At 64.4% G+C, this 19,811-nt stretch carries 19 protein-coding genes; 8 read left to right on the top strand and 11 right to left on the bottom strand.

The window, feature by feature from the left end:
• The 4 genes from WH303_RS14300 (at window position 1) to WH303_RS14285 (ending at window position 3,945) form a co-directional block, all read left to right on the top strand.
• Window positions 1–993 (top strand): tripartite tricarboxylate transporter substrate binding protein, encoded by a 993-nt coding sequence (locus WH303_RS14300; RefSeq protein ID WP_339519286.1) that lies wholly within the window; start codon window positions 1–3, stop codon window positions 991–993.
• A 49-nt stretch (window positions 994–1,042) separates the two neighbouring features.
• Complete coding sequence (locus WH303_RS14295; RefSeq protein ID WP_339519285.1) at window positions 1,043–1,999, top strand: tripartite tricarboxylate transporter substrate binding protein; 957 nt, start codon at window positions 1,043–1,045, stop codon at window positions 1,997–1,999.
• 65 nt (window positions 2,000–2,064) lie between these two features.
• Window positions 2,065–2,964: an amidohydrolase family protein gene (locus WH303_RS14290; RefSeq protein WP_339519283.1), complete on the top strand. Its 900-nt coding sequence runs from the start codon at window positions 2,065–2,067 to the stop codon at window positions 2,962–2,964.
• A 57-nt stretch (window positions 2,965–3,021) separates the two neighbouring features.
• The gene (locus WH303_RS14285) at window positions 3,022–3,945 is read left to right on the top strand and encodes an SMP-30/gluconolactonase/LRE family protein (protein ID WP_339519281.1); all 924 of its coding nucleotides are present in this window, start codon (window positions 3,022–3,024) and stop codon (window positions 3,943–3,945) included.
• On the opposite strand, the gene WH303_RS14280 is transcribed toward WH303_RS14285, so the two are convergent.
• Together WH303_RS14280 and WH303_RS14275 are read right to left on the bottom strand one after the other, a co-directional pair.
• Window positions 3,942–4,883 carry an alpha/beta hydrolase gene (locus WH303_RS14280; protein ID WP_339519280.1) on the bottom strand — a complete coding sequence of 314 codons (942 nt, stop codon included), beginning with the start codon at window positions 4,881–4,883 and terminating at the stop codon, window positions 3,942–3,944. The genes WH303_RS14285 and WH303_RS14280 overlap by 4 nt on opposite strands.
• A gap of 7 nt (window positions 4,884–4,890) precedes the next feature.
• A complete protein-coding gene (locus tag WH303_RS14275; RefSeq protein ID WP_339519278.1) occupies window positions 4,891–7,386 on the bottom strand; it encodes a TonB-dependent siderophore receptor in 2,496 nt (831 codons plus the stop codon).
• A gap of 438 nt (window positions 7,387–7,824) precedes the next feature.
• On the opposite strand from WH303_RS14275, the gene WH303_RS14270 reads away from it, so the two are divergent.
• Both WH303_RS14270 and WH303_RS14265 read left to right on the top strand, forming a co-directional pair.
• Window positions 7,825–8,751 (top strand): restriction endonuclease, encoded by a 927-nt coding sequence (locus WH303_RS14270; protein ID WP_339519277.1) that lies wholly within the window; start codon window positions 7,825–7,827, stop codon window positions 8,749–8,751.
• A 3-nt stretch (window positions 8,752–8,754) separates the two neighbouring features.
• Window positions 8,755–9,261 (top strand): DUF4124 domain-containing protein, encoded by a 507-nt coding sequence (locus WH303_RS14265; RefSeq protein ID WP_021026386.1) that lies wholly within the window; start codon window positions 8,755–8,757, stop codon window positions 9,259–9,261.
• A gap of 3 nt (window positions 9,262–9,264) precedes the next feature.
• Here WH303_RS14265 and WH303_RS14260 read toward each other — a convergent pair whose 3' ends face one another.
• The 5 genes from WH303_RS14260 to WH303_RS14240 form a co-directional block, all read right to left on the bottom strand.
• Complete coding sequence (locus WH303_RS14260; RefSeq protein WP_339519276.1) at window positions 9,265–10,902, bottom strand: hypothetical protein; 1,638 nt, start codon at window positions 10,900–10,902, stop codon at window positions 9,265–9,267.
• Between the two features lie 281 nt (window positions 10,903–11,183).
• The gene (locus WH303_RS14255) at window positions 11,184–12,404 is read right to left on the bottom strand and encodes a pyridoxal phosphate-dependent aminotransferase (RefSeq protein ID WP_339519275.1); all 1,221 of its coding nucleotides are present in this window, start codon (window positions 12,402–12,404) and stop codon (window positions 11,184–11,186) included.
• Complete coding sequence (locus WH303_RS14250; protein WP_339519274.1) at window positions 12,401–13,039, bottom strand: RraA family protein; 639 nt, start codon at window positions 13,037–13,039, stop codon at window positions 12,401–12,403. The genes WH303_RS14255 and WH303_RS14250 overlap by 4 nt, the downstream gene beginning before the upstream one ends.
• 2 nt (window positions 13,040–13,041) lie before the next feature.
• Window positions 13,042–13,704: an RraA family protein gene (locus WH303_RS14245; RefSeq protein WP_027010782.1), complete on the bottom strand. Its 663-nt coding sequence runs from the start codon at window positions 13,702–13,704 to the stop codon at window positions 13,042–13,044.
• A 60-nt stretch (window positions 13,705–13,764) separates the two neighbouring features.
• The gene (locus WH303_RS14240; protein WP_021026381.1) at window positions 13,765–14,433 is read right to left on the bottom strand and encodes an RraA family protein; all 669 of its coding nucleotides are present in this window, start codon (window positions 14,431–14,433) and stop codon (window positions 13,765–13,767) included.
• 119 nt (window positions 14,434–14,552) lie between these two features.
• Between WH303_RS14240 and WH303_RS14235 the strand changes: the two genes are divergently transcribed.
• Window positions 14,553–15,485 (top strand): LysR family transcriptional regulator, encoded by a 933-nt coding sequence (locus tag WH303_RS14235; protein ID WP_021026380.1) that lies wholly within the window; start codon window positions 14,553–14,555, stop codon window positions 15,483–15,485.
• A gap of 35 nt (window positions 15,486–15,520) precedes the next feature.
• Here WH303_RS14235 and WH303_RS14230 read toward each other — a convergent pair whose 3' ends face one another.
• Genes WH303_RS14230 through WH303_RS14220 form a run of 3 tightly spaced genes read right to left on the bottom strand, consistent with a single transcriptional unit; the run spans window position 15,521 to window position 17,814 of the window.
• Window positions 15,521–16,441 carry a PDR/VanB family oxidoreductase gene (locus WH303_RS14230; protein ID WP_339519273.1) on the bottom strand — a complete coding sequence of 307 codons (921 nt, stop codon included), beginning with the start codon at window positions 16,439–16,441 and terminating at the stop codon, window positions 15,521–15,523.
• Window positions 16,442–16,448: 7 nt separating this feature from the next.
• Complete coding sequence (locus WH303_RS14225) at window positions 16,449–17,393, bottom strand: pyridoxamine 5'-phosphate oxidase family protein (RefSeq protein WP_339519272.1); 945 nt, start codon at window positions 17,391–17,393, stop codon at window positions 16,449–16,451.
• A gap of 49 nt (window positions 17,394–17,442) precedes the next feature.
• Window positions 17,443–17,814 (bottom strand): DsrE family protein, encoded by a 372-nt coding sequence (locus tag WH303_RS14220; RefSeq protein WP_339519271.1) that lies wholly within the window; start codon window positions 17,812–17,814, stop codon window positions 17,443–17,445.
• A 136-nt stretch (window positions 17,815–17,950) separates the two neighbouring features.
• Between WH303_RS14220 and WH303_RS14215 the strand changes: the two genes are divergently transcribed.
• Window positions 17,951–18,871 (top strand): LysR family transcriptional regulator, encoded by a 921-nt coding sequence (locus WH303_RS14215; protein ID WP_339519270.1) that lies wholly within the window; start codon window positions 17,951–17,953, stop codon window positions 18,869–18,871.
• Between the two features lie 23 nt (window positions 18,872–18,894).
• Here WH303_RS14215 and WH303_RS14210 read toward each other — a convergent pair whose 3' ends face one another.
• A complete protein-coding gene (locus tag WH303_RS14210; RefSeq protein WP_339519269.1) occupies window positions 18,895–19,809 on the bottom strand; it encodes a LysR family transcriptional regulator in 915 nt (304 codons plus the stop codon).
• Window positions 19,810–19,811: the final 2 nt, after the last annotated feature.

Here is a 19,811-nt window from a genome sequence, read left to right as displayed (position 1 = left end):
ATGTTCAAGAAGAAAAATCTGCCCGCACTGGCGGTGCAAACGCTGGTGGCGGCGGCAGCGCTGGCGGCCAGCGCCAGTTTTGCCCAGGCCCCCGCCTACCCCGCCAAGCCGGTGCGGCTCATCGTGGGCTTTGCAGCCGGTGGCCCCACCGATGTGGTGGCACGCGCCTTTGCGGATTACGCCGGCCGCACCCTGGGCCAGCCTTTTGTCGTCGACAACAAGCCCGGCGCCAACACCATCCTGGCCGCGCAAGCGGTGGCCAGTGCACCGGCCGATGGCTATACCTTGCTGTTCGCTGCCACCAACCACACGATGATTCCGGGCCTCTACAGCGGCCGGGTCAAGTTTGATGCGCTCAAGTCCTTCCAGCCGCTGTGCACGGTCGCAACCAGCCCCACGGTACTGGTGGTGCAGCCAGGCCTGCCGGTCAAGAGCCTCGCCGACTACATGGCACGCGCCCGCAAGGAGCCCGGCCGCACCACGGCCGGTACCGCTGGCATGGGCAGCTCCGGCCACTTTGCGACCGAGATGTTTGCGCGCGCCAATGGCCTGCAGCTGAACCATGTGCCCTACAAGGGCGCGGCCCCGGTGGTGACCGATCTGATGGGCGGCCAGCTCGACAGCTCCTTTGCCACCCTGGGCTCGGTGCTGCCGCAGATCAAGAACGGCAAGCTGACCGCGCTGGCTGTTGCCTCGCCCAAGCGCTCGTCGCTGCTGCCCGATGTGCCCACCTTTGCCGAGGCCGGTGGCGGCAAGTACTCGGCCGATGCCTGGTATGGCGTGATGGCGCCCGCTGGCCTGCCCGCCGCGATTGCGCAGCAGCTGGAAAAAGCAGCGCGCGACTTTGCCAACAGCGCCGCCACCGTGGACAAGCTGCACAGCCTGGGCCTGGACGCCGACTCGACCTGCGGCCAGGCCTTTGGCAGCCAGGTCGCGCGCGAGGTGACGACCTATACCCAGATTGCGCGCGACCTGGACCTCAAAGCCGATTGATTCTGGCAACGCATCTGCTATCTATTGACACGAACCATTAGGAGACACCATGCCCCGCTTTATCCAACCCCTGATCGCCGCCTGCGCACTGGCCGCCAGCATCGCGCATGCCGCCTTCCCCGAGCGCCCCATCACCATCGTCGTGCCCTACGCCCCGGGCGGCGCGGCCGATGCGGTGGCCCGTGTGCTGGCCACCCGCATGGGCAGCAAGCTGGGCACCAGCGTGATCGTGGAGAACAAGGCCGGCGCCAGCGGCACCATTGGCGCAAGCTTTGTGGCCAAGGCCAAGGCCGATGGCTACACCATGCTCTACGACGCGACGCCCTACTCGATCAACCCGCACCTGTTTGCCAAGATGCCCTATGCAGCCAACGCGCTGCAGCCCCTGTCGCTGGTGCTGCTGGCGCCCAATGCACTGGTGGTCAAGGCAGAGTCGCCGCTGAAGAATGTGAACGACCTGATCGCCAAGGCCAAGGCCGAACCGGGCAAGATCAACTTTGCATCGGGCGGCAGCGGCACGGTGCAGCGCCTGGCGGCCGAGCTGTTCCGCCAGAAGCTGGGCCTGGACATGGTGCATGTGCCCTACAAGAGCGGTGGCCCGGCGATTGCCGATGTGATGGGCGGGCAGGTGGACTTTATGTTTGCCACCGTGGCTGCCTCCTACCCGCTGGTGAGCGGTGGCAAGCTGCGTGCGCTGGCCGTCTCTTCGCCCCAGCGCTCGGCACGCCTGCCGGAGGTGCCCACGGTGGCCGAGACCGTCATCCCCGGCTACGAAGCCTATGAATGGAATGGCGTGCTGTTGCCCGCAGGTACGCCAGACGCTATCTCCCAGCAACTGCACCAGGCGATCGCCGAGGTGCTCAAGGAGCCTGAAGTGCAGCAGCGCCTGTCGGACCTGGGCGCACAGCCCGTGGGCTCGACACCGGCAGAGTTCAGCGCCTTTCTGAAAAAGGAAGATGCCAAATGGGGCGAGGTGGTGAAAAAAGGCAATATCAAACTCGACTGATCCCTTCCCGCTGGCCGCCGCTGCTGCAGCGGCCAGCCCCGCCTTCATAAAACGCCTGCACCGCGATGACCTTGCCTGATCTCACGACCCCTGTCCCGCATTCGGTCGGCCTGAACCGGCCCACGCGCAGCTTGCCTGCGCTGGCCTGCGACAGCCATATGCATATCTTTGACACGCGCTTTGCGCCGTCGGCACACTGGCCGCGCACGCCACCCCATGCACCCGTGGCGGCCTACCGGCAACTGCAGCAGCGCTTGGGCACCTCACGCACGGTGGTAGTCACGCCATCCACCTATGGCACCGACAATGCCTGCACCTTGGATGCGCTTGACCAACTGGGCGACAATGCGCGCGGCGTGGCGGTGGTGGATGCGGCGGTGAGCGATGCCGAGCTGGCGCGCCTGGCGGCGCGGCGCGTGTGCGGGCTGCGGGTGAACTTTGTCTCGCCCCAGTCCTGGGGCACGACCACGCCCGAGATGCTGCAGACCCTGGCGCAGAAGCTGGCGCGCCACCCGGACTGCGCTGGCTGGCATATCCAGGTGTTTGCCGAGCCCGCGCAGATCATCGCACTCCAGCCAGTGCTGCAGCAGTTGCCGGTACCCTTGGTCATCGACCATCTGGGCCGCATGGACCCGGCCGAAGGCGCATCGGCCCAGGCCTATGGCGTGCTGCGCCGTTTGCTCGATGGCGGCCGTTGCTGGGTCAAGCTCTCGGGCGCCTATATGCGCTCCCAGGTACATGGCCCCAGCTATGCCGATACCGTGCCGCTAGGCCGCGCGCTTGTGCAGGCCGCACCCGAGCGTCTGGTATGGGGCTCCGATTGGCCGCACACCACCGAGCGGCCGGGCAGCGTCAACGATACGGACCTGGTCCATCTGCTGCAGGCCTGGTCGGTGAGCGATGCGGTAATGGACCGCATTCTGGTGGACAACCCCGCTAAGCTCTACGGATTCACACCTCTCTGAACCCTGGCAAGATCCTGCACACACCCCTCCCGTTTTTGATGCCAAGAAGGCTGCCCTATGTTTTTGCTGCAATCCCCTGAAGTCCGCACCCTGGATACCTTCAGCGCCATGCCCGAGTCCTTTCGCCGCCGCGAGCGCAGCGCCTGGGCTGATGCCAACAGGGGTGGCACGATTACCGATTCATTTCTGGAAGGCCCGGTGTTCGACGAGGCCGGCAACCTCTATGTCAGCGATATCCCCTGGGGCCGCATTTTTCGCATCGATGCGCAAGGCCAGTGGAGTCTGGTCGCAGAGTATGACGGCGAGCCCAATGGCCTGAAGTTTCTGGCCCCCGGCAAGCTCTTGATCACCGACTACAAGAACGGCTTGATGCAGCTGGATGTGGCCAGTGGCGTAGTGACGCCTTATCTGGAGCGCCGCAATAGCGAGAGCTTCAAGGGCGTGAACGACCTGATTTTTGATGCGGGCGGCAACCTGTACTTTACGGACCAGGGCCAGAGCGGCCTGCATGACCCGAGCGGGCGCCTCTACCGCCTGCGCCCCAATGGCCAGCTCGATCTGCTGCTCAGCAATGTGCCCAGCCCCAATGGCGTGGCGCTGTCACCCGATGGCCGCGTGCTTTATCTGGCGGTGACGCGGGGCAACTGCGTCTGGCGCGTGCCCTTGCTGCCCGATGGCAGCGTTGCCAAGGTGAGCCAGTTCTTCACCTCGTATGGGCCCAGCGGCCCCGATGGCCTGGCCGTTGATGCCCAGGGCCATGTGCTGGTGGCCAACCCGGGCCTGGGCTATATCTGGGTGCTGAACCACCTGGCCGAGCCGGTGCAGGTGCTATGCGGCATCAAGGGCAGCTCCACCACCAACCTGGCCTTTGGGGGTGCAGAGCGCAAACAGCTGTTTGTCACCGATTCGACCTATGGCCGCATCTTGACGGCGAACATGGTCACGCCGGGCATGCCAATTCACCAAGGCAAGACAAGCTAACGCAGCGTAAACGCAAAGCGCAGCGTGTCATTGGCCGCCTGCGCCGGCACGCTGGCATGCACCTCATTGGGGTAGCGCTGCAGCCGCACGCGCAGGCCCCAGCCGGAGAGCGCTTCCAGCCGCTCGGCCAGCATGCGGGCCGATTCCGGATCGCCATCGGCGTCGCGGTCGCCCACGACCACCATCAGGCGGCTGGTGGCGCCGACTTTGCCGGCCTGCACCTTGTCGCGGAACACGCGCTCCTCCTCCAGAATATGCTGGCCGTTCCACTCCATCGAGGGGCTGGCGGCCACAATCGACTCAAAGGCCTGCGGGCGCTCGTACAGCGTATAAAGCGCAAACAGCCCGCCAAAGGAATGGCCGAACAGCGACTGCCGCTCCAGGTTGACGGGGTAGCGCTGGGCGATCTCGCCGCGCAGCTTGCCGGTCAGAAAATCCAAAAACGGCGCGCGCGCACCGCTCTTGTACTTGGCAAAAGGACGCACCTCGGGCGACAGCGGCTCACGCAGTTGGGCCGTGTAATCAGCCATGCGGCGCACATCCCAGGGCTTGTCGCCCGGGTAGCCGACGCCCACGATGATGGCCTTGCCCACGGGCAGGTAGTCCTGCACCCAGCGCGCCTGCGCGAAGGATCCAAAGTAGGCATTGCCATCGAGCACATAGAGCACCGGGTAGCCGCCCTTGGGGGGCTCGCCCTTGTCGGGTGCCGAAACAAAGATGCGGTAGACCTCACCGTTGTCCGATGCCATGTCCCAGACCTGGGTGGCGGGCATCACATAGGGGCTGGCGGGGGTGGCTGCGGTGCTGGGCACGCCCGTAGCAGCTGCACCGGCTGCAGCGCCCTGCGGGGCGGTCTGGGCCCCCGCCTGCGGTGCCGTGGCCAGCAAGCCGGCCAGCAGCGCCGCGCAGGCGCTTGGGTAGAGGGTGGACAAGCGCATGGGGAGCTTAGAAATCATGGCGCAGGTTAGCACTGAACTTGCGCGGCTCGCCAAACGGCGCGTACTCGCGGCCATACAGGTGGCGGTAGCTGCGGTCGGTCAGGTTGCTGACGACCAGGTTCAGCTGGGTCTTGGGGGTGATACGGTACTTGGCGTTCAGGCCCACCAGCACCAGCGCGCCCTGCTCGATGGTCCAGGCATTGGCGCCCGAGCCGCCGTTTTTATAGGCCTTGCTGGTAGCAGCCACATTGCCACCCAGCGACCACTGCGTGCCCGGCAGCTGGTAGTTGGCGGCTAGGCGCATGCTGTGGCGCGGCTGCTCGGTGCGGAAGCGCTGGTCCTTTTGCGGGCCGGCCACATACTCGGCCGAGGTATAGGTATAGCCCGCTGCCAGGTTCAGCTCGCGGCTCACCTGGCCGTTCACGCCCAGGTCGATACCCTGGCTGACGACCTTGCCCGCTGCGGTGTAGCAGGCGCCGCCGCAGGCATTGCTGGGGTTGTTGGGCACGGAGGAATCAAGCACCGCCAGGTTGGACTGCGCCAGGCGGAACACGGCGGCCGAGACATTGAGGCGCTTGTTCAGCAGCTCGCCCTTGATACCCACTTCGTAGTTGGCGCCCACGACCGGGTCCAGCACATTGCCATCCTGGCTGCGGTTGGTCTGGGGATTGAAGATGTCCGAGTAGCTGGCATAGGCCGAGTACTGGGCGTTGATGTCATACACCAGCCCGGCATAGGGCGTGACCACGCCCTTCTCCTTGGGCGCCACGACACCGGTCAAGCTGTTCTTGCGCTCGTAATTGCTGATGCGGGTGCCGGTGATCAGCTTGAGCGCGTCGGTCAGGCTCCAGCGCGCGACGCCATAGACACCCATATTGCTGGTCTTGGTCTTGCTGGTCGATGCGCGCAGGCCATCAGGGATGGGGCCCAGGCCTTCGGGATCAAAGGTGTAGACATTGATTGGCGTGGTGGACGAGTAACCGGTGCCGGCATTCTCGTCGCGGTAGCTGGTGCCGTTGACGCCCAGGGTCAGCTCATGGCGGCGGCCCAGAAAATCAAACGGCCCCGTGGCATAGACATCGACCACATTGGCATGCATGACCGAGGTGTAGTTGCGCTGGCGGCTGCCGATGAAGAGGCCATCGCCGGTCACCGGGTTCAGGTTGCCCGAGAGGCTGCTGAAGTTCTCGATATCGTTGTTGGTCTTTTGCCAGGAGTAGTTGGCCTTCAGGCTCCAGGCGCCGGCCAGCTGCTGGGCCAGGCCCACGGTGTAGATGTTGTAGTCGCGCACCGAACGGTGGTCGGCATCGCCCCAGAAGGACGAGCGGGGCAGCCCGGCATCGCTGCCATCGGCCGCCAGCGGCACGCCAAAGTGGCCCCGGCTCGTGTCCTTTTGCAGCTGCACGCTGGCGCTCAAGGTGGTTGTGGGGCCCAGGTCGGCCTCGACAATGCCGTAGCCCGCATAGCGGTCACGGTAGACATAGTCGGTAAACGACTCGCTGTTATCAGACACGGCCACCAGGCGGCCCCGGATCACGCCCGAGTCGATCAGCGGGCCGGACACATCGCCGACCAGGCGCCGCTCTTTCCAGGAACCCAGCTGGACTTCGCCCTGCGCCTGGAAGGTGTCGGTCGGGCGCTTGAGCACCATATTGACCGTGCCGCCCGGGCTGCCAGCACCGGCCATCAGGCCAGCCGCGCCTTGCAGCACCTCGACCCGGTCGACAAAGGCGCTGTCGAACTTGGGCGAGCGGTTGCCGCTGTCGATGCCCGAAGGCGTGGCCATGCCATCGACCTGGGCCTGCATGCTAAAGCCCCGGCTGTAGTAGTTGGCGCCAATGCTGCCACCATCGACCGCAAACACGCCGCTCACTGCGCGCAGCGCATCATCGACCGAGGTCATGCCGGCGTCGTCCATCTGCTGGCGGGTGATGACCGTCAGGGTCTGCGGCGTTTCGCGCTGGCTCAGGTTCAGCTTGGAGCTGGTGCTCGAATGCGCCGCCGCATAGCTGCCACTGCCCTCGGTGGTGCCGCTGCGCTGGGCCGCGGCCGTCACGGTGACCGTGTTCAACGTCATGTCCGATGCCCCAGCCGCGCTGCCCGCTGCCGCAGGGTTGGCCGCCGGCAGCTTGCGCAGCACATAGGTCGCGCCCCCTTGCTTGACCACTTCAAAACCGCTGCCGCCCAGCAACTGGGCAAAGCCCTCCGCCTCGCCATAGCTGCCTTGCAGGCCACCGCTGCGCAGCCCCGCCAGGGTGGACTGCTCAAACACCAGCTGCACCCCCGCCGTGGCCGCGTACTGCGCCAGCACATCTGAGAGCGGGCCCGCGGCAATCGCATAGCTCTTGGCGCCGGCAGCCGGCTCGGCCGCCAGGGCCCAAGGTGCTGCCAGCGCCAGGCCTGCGGCACTGCCCCCAACCAAGGTGGCACGGATCGCGCCATGCAACAAAGCCAGCGCAAAGCGTTCGCGGTGCCGGCTGCGGCGGTGGGAAGAGAGAGTCATGGTTCGTCGTCCTGGTGATCTGGAAAGAAAAGAGCGGCACTGCATAGCGCCATTGCCCTGTACACCGAACGAGATCCAAAAAGTGATCACCTGAAGCGAAAAATAGTGGGAAAAATTTTCGCGGTGGCAAAAAACGGCTGCAGCGGGCTGCAAAACAAGCAGCGGTGGCTGCAAAACAAGCAGCGGCGGCCGCAAGACAAGCAGCGGTGGCTGCAGAACCTGCGGCTGTGGTGGCCAGCCATGCACACCCCAGCAACGCCCCTGTCGCTCTGGTGATGCCCCCAATACGCCCGTCAGCAAAGCGTAAGACCATGCAGATACATTTTGTAATATAAAGCAGCAAACGGTCTGTGCGTGGCGCTTCCAGCAGCACTGCGCCGCCGTCAGCCAGCCGCACAGAGACAGGCATCCATCAGCCAACCAGGACAGGGGGAGACCATGGCAAGACGCAAGAAAAGCAGCGGGTTCGAAGACATGCTGGATCTGCTGGCGCTGCTCCCCTGGTGGATTTGCGTGGCACTGGCGGGAGCGAGCTATGTCTTCCTGCACCGTTGGGCCGTGGTGCCCCCAACGGCAGAGCTGGCAGGCCGCCCCGCCGACATGATGGCAGCTGTCGTCCAGAAGGGGCTTATCTTTGGGCTGGCCTCCATCGGCCAATACCTGCTGCCCTTGATGTGCTTGATAGCCGCGGCCATGTCGGCCTGGCGCAGAAAGCAGCGCAAGGCCCTGGTCAGCACGGTGGCGCAGGCGCAAGATGTGGCCGCGCTGGGCGACATCAGCTGGCGCGAGTTTGAGCTGCTAGTGGGCGAGGCCTACCGCCTGCAGGGCTTTCGCATCATTGAGCTGGGCGGCAATGGGCCCGACGGCGGCGTAGACCTGGTGCTGCTCAAGGGCAGCGAAAAATTCCTCGTGCAATGCAAGCAGTGGAAGGCCCAGCGCGTGGGCGTTGCCACCGTGCGCGAACTCTATGGCGTGATGGCCGCCAGGGGCGCGACGGGCGGCTTTGTGGTCACTTCCGGCCGCTTCAGCAGCGACGCCCAGGAATTTGCACGGGGTCGCAATATCAGCCTGGTCGATGGCCACCAGCTGTTTGCAATGGTGCAGCGTGCGCGGCAATCGCTGGTGAATGGCCCCAAGGCTACGCAAGCCAGCGGCACCTCGGCTGCAGCAACCGCGCGCACCAACGTTGCGACGGCCTCGGCTGCCGCCCCCGTTGCAGCCAACCCTGCCCCTGCCCAACCCAGCTGCCCACGCTGCAGCGCCGCAATGGAACTGCGCACCGCGCGCCAGGGGGCCCATGCCGGCAAGTCCTTTTGGGGCTGCTCGACCTTCCCGGGTTGCCGTGGCACGCTTGCGGCAGCGTGATGGATGGCTGAAGGTCTGCCGATGCGCTTGTTCTCCACCCCTCGCCATGCCAGCCATTGCCCATCCACGCGCTCGCTGCTGCTGCTGGCCCTGGTCTGCTGCGCCGCACCGGCCTTTGCGCAAAAGCCGGTCTACCGCTGCGAAACGGCCGGCCGCGTGAGCTACTCGGATGCGCCCTGTGTGGGCGCTACGGAAATCGATGCCACGCCCACCCAGGGCATGGACAAGATGACAGGCAAGAGCCGCAAGGGCCAGGACGTGCAGCGCGCCGAACGCAACGCTGCCTTCGCAGAAGCCATCCAGCCCCTGACAGGGATGAACGCCGATGAATACCGGGTCCACCAGCGCCGCTTCAAACTCAGCCCCGCCGACAAGCTGGAATGCGCGCGTTTGGACAACCGCCTGCCCGGGCTCAAAAAGTCTGTGCAAGCAGCTGCAGCCAACGACCTGGCCCAGGCCGAGGTCGATCTGTACAAGGCGCGCAAGCGCTTCAATGATTTGAACTGCTAGCCGCTAACTTGTCTTTTTAAACGGCAAAGCAGAGGCCAGCGCTTGCCAAATGCCAGCGCAGGCTTGTGTCAATCCAGGGGGAACATTCCCCAAGCCCATTCCATGGCCATGGCGATCCTTGACTTGGAGCTGCCCACCAAAGCGATTGTTGGGTTCGTTACTCAGATAGCCGGTCATCAGCACGCCATCGCGAGTCCACAGGCATCGCACCGACGGAAACTCGGCGTCGATACGGTTGCACACGACCTGTCCGTCTTCGCTGGTCAGGTAGTCACCATCCAAGGTCGTCAGTGTCACGAGCTTGAATACCGGGAGGCTTTGACCGTAGAAGCCCATCCACCACTGGCCCAGCAGGCCTTGCAAGCTGGCAGCATCCGGCTCCAGCGACATACGCACAATGCGCTTGGGCTCCTCACCGGGGATGGAGGCAATGCCCACCAAACGGTTGTCATCGTAGCCTTGTCGTACCGCATTCTCAGAAAAGCGAATCGACAGATCGCCTGCGGAATCCACCAAATGTCCGCTCGCTGGCGGTCCACCCAAAGCGCGGCCACCAGCGTATCGGTTGAGCGGAAAACTGGCATTGATGCCTTGGTACAGACCGCTTCCCATATGGAAGGTCGGTGCACCATCTGGCCGGTAATTGAATACCTGGGCCAGCACCATGCCGTTTTGCACATCGATGGCAAAACCCCGCCCCGGTTTACCGAGCAGTTCCTCCTCTACCACCCAGGTTCCACTGCTGGGGCTGGTCACCGGGTGGCAGTTGCGCGGATAGCCAACATATGCGTCGATAAAGGAGCCACAGCCAGTGATGGACACCTCTCCGCCACCAGCCACCGTGATGCCCTGAAGCGGCAGTTGTTGACTGACACCATTGCTCAGAATATCAACCGTGCCGTAGACATCGATACCCGCAATATGCAGACGCAGCGACTGTATATTTGCCTGCTCCGTGGGGATGCCACCATCGATGGGTTTGCAGGTATAAACATCCCGGCCATCCAGCCGCTCGCAATCCATTCGCTGCCGCAAATCACCGGGTATGTCGCGCAAGGTCATCAGCATTCCACGACCCGGGGTGGCAGAAGCACTCAGAGACATATTTGCAAAAAACGCCACCTGGCGATCGGCATCTACCGCCGAAACAATGAATCTGCGGGACCGTCTTTGGATCCAATAGCGGTCTTCAAATTCAGCACTTTGCATATGAAAGCGCTGTATGGCGACCTCCTCCTCGCCAGGAAACTGCACCGTGCCTTGCAGGCCATTGGCAAAGCTGACGGTGACATTGCCGGGCGATCCATCCTCCACGGCATCCCTTGCGGCACTGCCAAAACTGCGCCCACCGCTGTAGCGGTTCAGCGGGGCAGTGATGGTATTGCCGTCCATCTGGCCAGTGGCCATATAGAAAGTGGCATCGCCATTTTTCTCATAGCCAAATACCTGCATGAAAAAGGTATTGCCCTGCACATCAATGGCAAGGCCGCGCCCTGGTTTGCCATCGAGCTCTTCGCTGATGATCCAGGTGCCCGCTTGCGGCGTGAAATCGCGCGCAGCCCAGCTGGAGACATGTGAAAAAGCAAGGCCTGCTGCAAGCACGGCCGTGCGTAAGGCTTGGATACGGATGGGAAGGCGCACTCTCTCTCCTATTTGATTATCAAATCAGTATAGATGAGCAGTTTATAAATTCCCCAAAGAAAGTGACAGCCCTCGCAACGGCACCGGCTATATATCACTCCGAATCAACGCCCCATTTTTAGGCCTAGCCTGCATTAATCCCGCTAGTAAGCTTGCTGAATACCTACGCACCATCACCTATGCAGCGCTGTGAAACATCCTCTGCATAACCCTGGTTCAGTGGAATGGACGCGGATCCTGAAGACCGCCCGCCTGCGCTCCGAACTGCTAGCCGCCGGGGCTTACTTGCTGAGCGACCGGCAAAACTGGGCAATGGCCTCGCCCGCCTGCCGCAAGGCCGCATCATCGAGCGCATAGGCCACACGGATATAGGGCCCCATGCCAAAAGCACTGCCATGCACGGTCGCCACGCCGGCCTCATCCAGCAGCGCGTTGACAACATCTTCATCGCTGCGCAGCAGCGTGCCCACCCGGGTGGTTTTGCCAATCAGTTCCTCGCAGGATGCAAAGGCATAGAAGGCGCCCTGTGGGACATCGCACTGCAGGCCCGGCGCCTGGTTCAGCATCTCCACCACCAAGTCCCTGCGCCTTTGGAACACCGCCCGCGCGCTGACCACAAAGTCCTGCGGCCCCGTCAATGCGGCCAACGCGGCATGCTGGGAAATGCTGCAAGCGCCAGAGGTCTGCTGGCCTTGCAGCTTTTCCATGGCCTCGATCAGCCAGGCCGGGCCTGTGCAAAAGCCGATGCGCCAACCCGTCATCGCATAGGCCTTGGATACACCGTTCATCGTCAGCACCCGATCGCGCAAACGGGGCTCCACCTGGGCGATGGTGTGAAAGGCGATGCCGTCAAACACCAGGTGCTCGTAGATATCGTCGGCCAGCACCAGCACTTGCGGGTGGTCCAGCAGCACCTCTGCCAAAGCCTGCAGTTCAGCACGGCTGTAGACCGCACCGGTGGGGTTGGAGGGCGAGTTCAGGATCAGGCAGCGGGTGCGACTGGTGATGGCGGCCGCGAGCGCATCGGGGCTGAGCTTGAAACCGGTCTGCGCCGTGCATGGCACGGCTACCGCTTTGCCGCCACAGAGCTGCACGATCTCGGGGTAGCTGACCCAGTAGGGTGCGGGCACGATGACCTCGTCGCCCTCGTTCAAGCTGGCAGCCAGCGCATTGAAGATCACCTGCTTGCCACCGCTGCATACCAAGGTGTTGCGCCGCCAGTCCACGGCCAGCCCGTTTTCTTGCTTGAACTTGGCAGCCACCGCTTCGCGCAGATCGCGCAGGCCAGCCACCTGCGTGTAGCGGGTGTGGCCGGCGCGGATGGCGGCGATGCCGGCCTCGCAAACATGGGCCGGCGTGTCGAAGTCGGGTTCACCGGCGCACAGGGATATGACCTGCGCACCGGCGGCCCGGCGCGTTGCCACGCGGTCCATGACCCGGTAGGTGGCCGATGGTTTTACCTGGGCCAGGAAGCGATTCAAACCATGGGCAGGCGCATTCATTGCTGCGTCCTCCAGCTGGTGAGGCCCATCAGCTCCAAGGTCGATTGGCCGTTTTGCAACGCCTGCATCATCCGGGCTTCCTTGTCGGCACGCAGCTGCCCCTGGGCCAGGCTGCGCTCGGCCTGTGCAGCCGGTATCACCAGCACACCATCGTCATCGGCCACGACCAGGTCGCCAGCGGCCACCGGCGTGCCGGTAAAGCTGATGGGCTGCCCCACCGACGGCGCACTGGCCTTGATGGTGCCGCGCATCGAGATGCCGCGCGAAAACACCGCAAAGCGCCGTGCGGTAAGGGCCGCAATATCGCGCACGCCCCCATCAATGACCAGGCCGGCAATACCGGCGGCCTCTGCAGCCACGGTCAATACCTCCCCCCAATATCCAGCGACAAAGCCACCGGTGGAGATCACCAGGATGCTGCCACGCGGCGCCCGCTCCATCGCAATATGGATGGACAGGTTGTCGCCGGGTGAGCATTCCAGCGGATACGCAGGCCCGGCGACTGATGCGCCCGCCCATACCGGACGGATGGCCGCATCGACGGCACTGGTGGCCAGGCCAGAGGCCTCGAACAAGGTGGAGGTTCCCAGCTTGCAGGCCTGGGCAAGCTGCTCGGCTCCGTAAAACGTTGTCATGCTCAGTCCTTGGTTTGCAGTTGGTGGTAGCCCAGCGCAGCACGCGCCTCGCCCAAGGAGGTACCTTGTGCGATCTGCTCGCGGATGCGCGATTCGCTCTCCTCGATCTTGCGGGCCGTTGCTGCCACATCGCGGGCGCGGTGGCGCGGCACAATGACCACGCCATTGGCATCGGCCACCACGATGTCGCGCGATGCGACTCGCACCGTACCGACGGCCACCGTGGTGTTCAGCGACTCGACCTGGACCCGGTCCTTGCCGGTGCGCATAAAGCGGCCCACGCTGAAAATCGGGTAGTTATCGCCCAGCGCCTTGCCCACATCGCGGCACACGCCATCGATCACCGTTGCCGCAATACCGCGCAGGCCGGCGTACTGGGTCATGATGTCGCCCCAGACCGTGCAATCGCTGCGGCCATCGTTGTCGATCACCACCACATCGCCTGGAGCGACGTCATCGATGAAATCACCCACCGTGCCGGGCGGGTTGCTGGCCGGCACGTATTTGACGGTAAAGGCCGGACCGACCACCGTTTTGCTGTAGTTCGCCAGGGGCATGATGCCCAGGGCCTGGCCGTGCAGGCCCAGCTTGTCCATGGCATCGGACACGCCGGGCGTATCCAGTCCTTCAAACAGGGCAACCAGTGCCTGGTCTTCCTGGCTCATTTTTTGGGGATGGGTCATGGTGTGTATCGCTCGATAAAGAAAAGGGCCATCGCCCGGTGATCACTGCGGCTGCGCGGCAATCGCTTCAAACTGCCGGTCATGCATGACCTCGGCCACGGAGCGCCCCGCGCGCACGGCGGCCACCATGCCGTCCTGGCGATGGGCAATGCGCTCGCCCAGGTCCAGCACTTCGTCGATACGGCCCGCTGGTATGAAGACCGTGCCGCAGCGATCGGCAATCACATAGTCGTCCTGCTGCACGGTGACGCCAGCCATCTGCACGGGCTGGGCCGCATGCAACTGCACCACGCGGTTGCGGGCGCTGACCATGGTCAGTCCACGGCCATAAACGGGATAGCCAATGTCTGCACTGCCATCGATATCGCGGCTCAGACCATCGATGACGGTGCCGCGCACCTGCCTGGCAACTGCGGCATTGGCCAGGATGTCGCCCCAGCAGGAGATGCCCTCCACCCCGCCGGCAACCACGAGCACGCGGTCATCCGAGACCACGGCATCGATGACGGGAGAGATCAGGTGCACGGCAGGCTTGGCATCGCCCTTACGGCCCAGCTGTATGGTGCTGGCAAGCCCAACCAGCTTGGGGCAGTTCCACAGCGGCAGCAGGCCGACCGTGGCCCCGGGCAGGCCAAGAAAATCGAGCGCGTCGGAGACCGTATTGGTGTCCAGCGCCCTGAGGCGTTCAAGGTGGAGATTTGAGTGGGTCATCGCGTGCATTCCAGGGAAGTGCTGGCATCATCCGGTCCGCGATCTGATATGTGAAATACTTATCAAATATCTCTCTGATACGAATATCAGAATAGAAATATCACTCGAAGGAGAGCACCATGAGCCACATCGACTTTCGCCTGATTCGCCAGCTGTGGATGTTCCTGGCCGTGGCCGAGGAGCAGAACTTTGGGCGGGCTGCTGCACGCCTGTCCATGTCGCAGCCGCCGTTAACCGAGCAGATCAAGGTGCTCGAGCACTCGCTCAAGTTGCAGCTGTTCGAGCGCTCCAGGCGTGGCACCAAGCTCAGCCCTGCGGGCGCGGCCATCCTGCCAGCAGTGCGGCAGTTCGCACTGCAGGTGGAGCAGCTCGAGCGCGTGGTGCGCGAGGTTGCAGCCGGGCAATCCGGCGTGCTGCATGTCGGCGCCATCACCTCCGCCATGCTGGACACGGTACCGCCATTGCAGGACTACATGCGCAGCCAGCACCCCCATGTGACGGTCTTTGTGCGCGAGATCGACAGCGCCGATGCCATACCCGCGCTGCAAGCCGGCGATCTGGACCTGGCTTTCGTACGCTTGGAGGGCGATGTGGGCCAGGGCATTGCCACCTTGCCGATGATGGAGGACCGGCTGGCCGTCGCCTTGCGCAAGGACCACCCCCTTGCGGGCCAATCCCAGGTCCGCCTCAAGTCGCTGAGCCACGAGCCCATGGTGATGTCGTCGCGCCAGGTCAGCCCGGTGTATTTCGACATGCTGGTGGGGGTGTGCCGCGCCCAGGGCTTTGCACCGCGCGTGATGCATGAGGTGCGCTCGGTGTCTTCACAGATCGCCTATGTGAGCTGCGGCCAGGGCGTGGCCCTGGTGCCTGCTTCCATGCGGCGCCTGGCGCCCGAGAATGTGGTCGTCCGCCCGCTGCGCGAGAAAACCATGGTGGTCACCGCTGCGGCCGCCTGGAATGCGGAGCGCCACCATCCCTTGCTGGACGAGGCAGTCGCCTGGCTGCATGCGCAACGCCTATCCAGGAAGACCCACGCAGCCTCGGCCGGCTAGCTTGTCAGCACTGCACCTGGCTGCGCTGTGGGCGGTTAAAGATTCAACGCCAACTCCGGCCCCTCCGCCCAGGACACACAGGTACACATCGCATGGCCGCGCAATGCAGGCGCGATGCTGTCGCGGTGGATGGGGGTGCCGCTGACCACCTCCGTCAGGCAGGCGCCGCAAACACCGCGCCGGCACTCATAGCCCGTCCAGGCGCCTGCGGCCAGCAAGGCATCGAGCAGCGATTGGCCGGGCGCCACATCGATGCGCTGGCCCGACTGCACCAGCGTGACCCGCAATGGACCGTCGCTGGCGTCGGCAGCCGCGCCAAAGCTCTCGCTGTGGATGCGCTCAGGCGCCCAGCCCAGCTGTGCGGCAGCGGCGCGCACGGCGGCCACCAAACCGGTAGGACCGCAGACATAGACCTGGCTGCCGGGTACTTGCGCGGCCAGCAAGCCGGGCAGGTCCAGGCTGCTGCGGCGGATATGGGTCTGGCCAGGCAGGCCGGGTGCCAGCGGATACTGCCGGGTCGTATCGTGCACGATCTGGTGCAAGGCAAAGCTTTGCCCTGCTTGCTGCAGATGCTCGGCCATGCTCAGCAACGGCGTGATGCCGATGCCGCCGCCGATCAGGAGCGCATGCGGTGCATCGCGCTGCAGTGCGAATTCATGGGCCAGCTCCAGCACGCTCAGCCTGTCCCCCACGGCCAGCTGGTCGTGGATGAAATGCGATCCGCCCTGGCTCTGCGCTGCGCGCAGCACGGCAATGCTGTAGTGGTCCAGTGCCGGGCCGGTGTGCAGCAAGGAGTAGCGCCGCACGCGGCCGTCCAGGTCCAGGGCGATGTGGGCGCCGGGTTCTGCACCGGGCAGCAGCTGGCCTTCGGGGTGGCGCAGCACCAGGCGCACAATGTCGGCGGCGATGGCTTGCTTGTCAGCAACCACCAGGTCCAGGCTTGTCAGGGGTTCCATAACAGTCTCAAGGGTTGTAGGGCGAGGCTTCCAGCAGGCGCCAGCGCTGGGGCAGGTTCAGCGGCGTGCTGCGCCAGCTGTCCACCTGGAACTCAATCCAGCGCCCGGTTCCTCCTGTCTGGTCAATGTCGGCATCGACCCCAAAATGGGCGCGCGCATGGCCGGTCAGCTGCAACTGGCGCGCGCCTTCAAAATCCGGAAAGACCAGGCCACAGCGCGACTCCAGCTCCAGGTTGCCCAAGGTGTTGAACATGCTGTTGCCGTTGAAATCGGGGATGCGCAGCACCTGGCCTTGCTGCTGCACAAAGCCAGGCCGGCCACCCCGGTGCGATACATCGGCGTCCTCGCTAGGGCCCAGGCTGGCGATGAACAAGGTGTCGGCGCCCGCAATCCAGGCGGATGTGGCCTCGTCCAACAGGGTGCCCGAGCTGGCATCCGTGCCTGTGCTGTTGTCGGCTGCGGCTTCTGCCTCCAGCGGCAGCAGTTCGCGCTTTTGGATATAGCGGGGGCAGACCGGGAAGGCCTGGCCTACTGCCACCTCCAGCGTCTGCGCCGATGCCTGGGCTGTTACCTGGCTGACATGGCCATTGATGCGCAGGCGCCTGCGGGTCTGCAGCTCGATCAGCAGCACGGCGATGGATTGCGCGGGCTGCAGATCGGCGATGGGGGCCATGCGGGCCAGCACGCCCTGCGGGTCGCGGCTGGCCACCTGCAGGCTGCGCAGGTCATCGCTGGCCTGCACAAAGCCGGGCTCGCCACTCAGCAGGCAAGCCCACATGGCGCCTGCCGCATCGGCCGCACCCAGCACGCACCAGCGCTGCTGGCCGACAAAGTTGCGCGCTGCCGCCGGAATGCCGAGGCTGATGCTGCGGCTGTTGATGAGCGCGGTGCCGCGCTCGCCCGCGCGCTCCTGCACCAGGCGTTCGCCAGCGTGAAAGATGTGGTCGCCCATAGTGGCTCCTTGGTGGCTGCAGGGTCTCAACAGCTGTCAGCCAGGCGGCTTAAAAGGTCACCAAGGTGTGGCCGGCATCCAGGTGGCGCGACAGATCCAGCACGCCCGTGGTGCCAGGGATGGTCTTGTCGCGCACCAGCTCGATACCGGTAGGTGCCAGGCCTGCGCCCGCACCAAACACATCGGCGCAGCCGCCGCAGGCAACGATGTGGTCCAGCACCGCTTCATACAGTGCATGGCCGGGGTGTTCTGGCTTGGCCAGTTCGGCAGGCCAGCGCACGCCCGTGCCTTGGAACACCAGGTCAAAGTCCCGGTTCTTTTCCTTGAGCTCATAGGCCAGGAACAGCGCGTTCACGACACGGCCCAGCGCTTCTTGCGTGCCGGATTGGGGATCGGAAAAAACAACGATGACGGTTTTCATAAATAGTCCTTTCGAGGACGGCGTGTGACAAAACTGGAGTTGCCGTCTCGGAAGCAAATTTATCTATTTACTCAAACGTGATAAATGCCAGAGAATTGATTTGATTCTTCCACTTTTTGCAGCAATTACCCACCCCATGGACCGCCTCCACGCCATTGATGTCTTTCTGGCGATTGCCGATTTGGGCAGCCTGACCCGCGCGGCCGAAGCGCTGGAGCTGTCCCTGCCCAGCGTGGTGCGCACACTGGCTGCGCTGGAGAAACACCTGGGCGTGCGCCTGTTCAACCGCAACACCCGGCGCTTGGCCATCACCGATGAGGGCCGGGCCTACCGCGAGCATGCGCTGGCCATCCGTGCTGCAGTTGCCGATTCAGAACAGGCCATGAGCCGGGCCCAGGCCGAGCCCTCGGGCAGCATCAGCCTGACGGCCTCCGTCAAATTTGGCGAGCTGCATGTGGCCCCGCTGGTGGCCAGCTACCTGCAGCGCTACCCGCAGGTAGAGGTGCAGCTCTTGTTGCTGGACCGCGTGGTCAACCTGGTGGAAGAAGGGCTGGACTTGGCCGTGCGCATTGCGCCGCTGCCCGATTCCAGCCTGGTGGCGCGCCATGTTGTGGACATCCACCAGGTGATCGCCGCCAGCCCTGCCCTGGTCGCCGCCTGCGGTATGCCCCAGCAGCCGCAAGACCTGGCCGCCCTGCCCTGCATCGAGTTTGGCGGAGTGGGCGATGCCAACCTCTGGGAGTTTGTCAGCAAGGGCCGGCCCGAGCGCGTCAAGGTAAAGGGCCGCATGCGCTGCAATACCGTCGGCGGCAATATCGCCGGCTGCATGGCCGGCCAAGGCTTTGGCCGCTTTTTGCACTACCAGGTGATGGATGCGATTGCGCGCGGCGAGCTGGTACGCATCCTGCCAGGCCACACACCCGCGCCCCGCCCGCTGTCCCTGGTCTACCCGAGCAAGCACCATGGCACGGCGCGGGTATCAACCCTGGTCGAGCATCTGGCTGAGCAGCTGCGTGCGCGGCTGGGGGAGTTTGCGCCTTCTGCACAAAAGCGCTGAAAGGCTGGGCTGCAGCAGCGCCGCTAGTTGGCCGTTGCGGTACCGGCCAGCTCGCCTTTGAAGCGCCCGGCCAAATGCTCGATAAATGCCCGTACCACCGGCGGCAAGCCGCGCCTGGTGGTGAACACGATATGCACAATGCCGGTCTCCGTGCGCCATTGCGGAAACACATGGACGAGGCTGCCGCGCTCGAGCTCCTTGCTGCAAAAGTGCTCGGGCAACAGCGCAATGCCCAGGCCAGCCAAGGCCGCTGAGCGCAGCGCGCCAAAATCGGCGCAGGTCATGCGGGGCGTGTGCGTGATGGCGCTGGGCTGGCCATCGCCATCCCAGAACTCCCAGCTGATGGTGCCGGTCTGCTCGGTGCTGGCCAAGGTGGGCAGCTCGCCCAGCAGCTGCAGATCGCCCTTTTTGCACTGCTTGGCCAGGCTGGGCGCAGCCACCAGAATGCGGCTTGAATGGCCCAGCGTGCGCATCACCAGGGCGGCATCGGTCGTCAAGCTGGTGCGCACACGGATGGCCACATCAATGCGCTCGTCGATCAGGTTGACGGGCCGGTCTGCGGCCACCATCTGCAGCTGCGCCTTGGGGTAGGTCTGCAAAAAATCGGTCAAGGTGGGCGAGAGGATTTCCATCAGCCCCAAGGGGCAGCTGCAGCGCACGACGCCATGGGGCTCGCCCAGCGCATCGGACACCACGGCATCGGCCTGCTGCACATCGAGCACGATGGTGCGGCAGCGCTCGTAAAAAGCCTGGCCGACCTCAGTCACCCGAAAGCGCCGTGTGGAGCGCTCGATCAAGCGCACACCCAGCCGCGCCTCCAGCGCCGCAATGCGCCGGCTCAAGGTGGACTTGGGCATGCCCAGCACACGGCCCGCTGCGGCAAAGCCGCTGTGCAGCACCACCTCGGCAAACAGCGCGTAGTCGTTGATATCTCGCATGG

It is taken from the genome of Comamonas sp. MYb69, assembly GCF_037479315.1.
Lineage (GTDB): Bacteria > Pseudomonadota > Gammaproteobacteria > Burkholderiales > Burkholderiaceae_C > Comamonas.
Note: the sequence above shows the minus strand (reverse complement) of the source record. Positions and strands in the feature narration are given on the sequence as shown.

What these genes read in the sequence shown, in the direction of transcription:
- WH303_RS14240 (WP_021026381.1), bottom strand. Translation starts at nt 14,433, where the DNA reads ATGACCCACTCAAATCTCCACCTTGAACGCCTCAGGGCGCTGGACACC.
- WH303_RS14220 (WP_339519271.1), bottom strand. Translation starts at nt 17,814, where the DNA reads ATGAAAACCGTCATCGTTGTTTTTTCCGATCCCCAATCCGGCACGCAA.
- WH303_RS14230 (WP_339519273.1), bottom strand. Translation starts at nt 16,441, where the DNA reads ATGGAACCCCTGACAAGCCTGGACCTGGTGGTTGCTGACAAGCAAGCC.
- WH303_RS14210 (WP_339519269.1), bottom strand. Translation starts at nt 19,809, where the DNA reads ATGCGAGATATCAACGACTACGCGCTGTTTGCCGAGGTGGTGCTGCAC.
- WH303_RS14275 (WP_339519278.1), bottom strand. Translation starts at nt 7,386, where the DNA reads ATGACTCTCTCTTCCCACCGCCGCAGCCGGCACCGCGAACGCTTTGCG.
- WH303_RS14235 (WP_021026380.1), top strand. Translation starts at nt 14,553, where the DNA reads ATGAGCCACATCGACTTTCGCCTGATTCGCCAGCTGTGGATGTTCCTG.
- WH303_RS14215 (WP_339519270.1), top strand. Translation starts at nt 17,951, where the DNA reads ATGGACCGCCTCCACGCCATTGATGTCTTTCTGGCGATTGCCGATTTG.
- WH303_RS14265 (WP_021026386.1), top strand. Translation starts at nt 8,755, where the DNA reads ATGGCTGAAGGTCTGCCGATGCGCTTGTTCTCCACCCCTCGCCATGCC.
- WH303_RS14290 (WP_339519283.1), top strand. Translation starts at nt 2,065, where the DNA reads ATGACCTTGCCTGATCTCACGACCCCTGTCCCGCATTCGGTCGGCCTG.
- WH303_RS14270 (WP_339519277.1), top strand. Translation starts at nt 7,825, where the DNA reads ATGGCAAGACGCAAGAAAAGCAGCGGGTTCGAAGACATGCTGGATCTG.
- WH303_RS14225 (WP_339519272.1), bottom strand. Translation starts at nt 17,393, where the DNA reads ATGGGCGACCACATCTTTCACGCTGGCGAACGCCTGGTGCAGGAGCGC.
- WH303_RS14245 (WP_027010782.1), bottom strand. Translation starts at nt 13,704, where the DNA reads ATGAGCCAGGAAGACCAGGCACTGGTTGCCCTGTTTGAAGGACTGGAT.
- WH303_RS14285 (WP_339519281.1), top strand. Translation starts at nt 3,022, where the DNA reads ATGTTTTTGCTGCAATCCCCTGAAGTCCGCACCCTGGATACCTTCAGC.
- WH303_RS14280 (WP_339519280.1), bottom strand. Translation starts at nt 4,883, where the DNA reads ATGCGCTTGTCCACCCTCTACCCAAGCGCCTGCGCGGCGCTGCTGGCC.
- WH303_RS14250 (WP_339519274.1), bottom strand. Translation starts at nt 13,039, where the DNA reads ATGACAACGTTTTACGGAGCCGAGCAGCTTGCCCAGGCCTGCAAGCTG.
- WH303_RS14295 (WP_339519285.1), top strand. Translation starts at nt 1,043, where the DNA reads ATGCCCCGCTTTATCCAACCCCTGATCGCCGCCTGCGCACTGGCCGCC.
- WH303_RS14255 (WP_339519275.1), bottom strand. Translation starts at nt 12,404, where the DNA reads ATGAATGCGCCTGCCCATGGTTTGAATCGCTTCCTGGCCCAGGTAAAA.
- WH303_RS14300 (WP_339519286.1), top strand. Translation starts at nt 1, where the DNA reads ATGTTCAAGAAGAAAAATCTGCCCGCACTGGCGGTGCAAACGCTGGTG.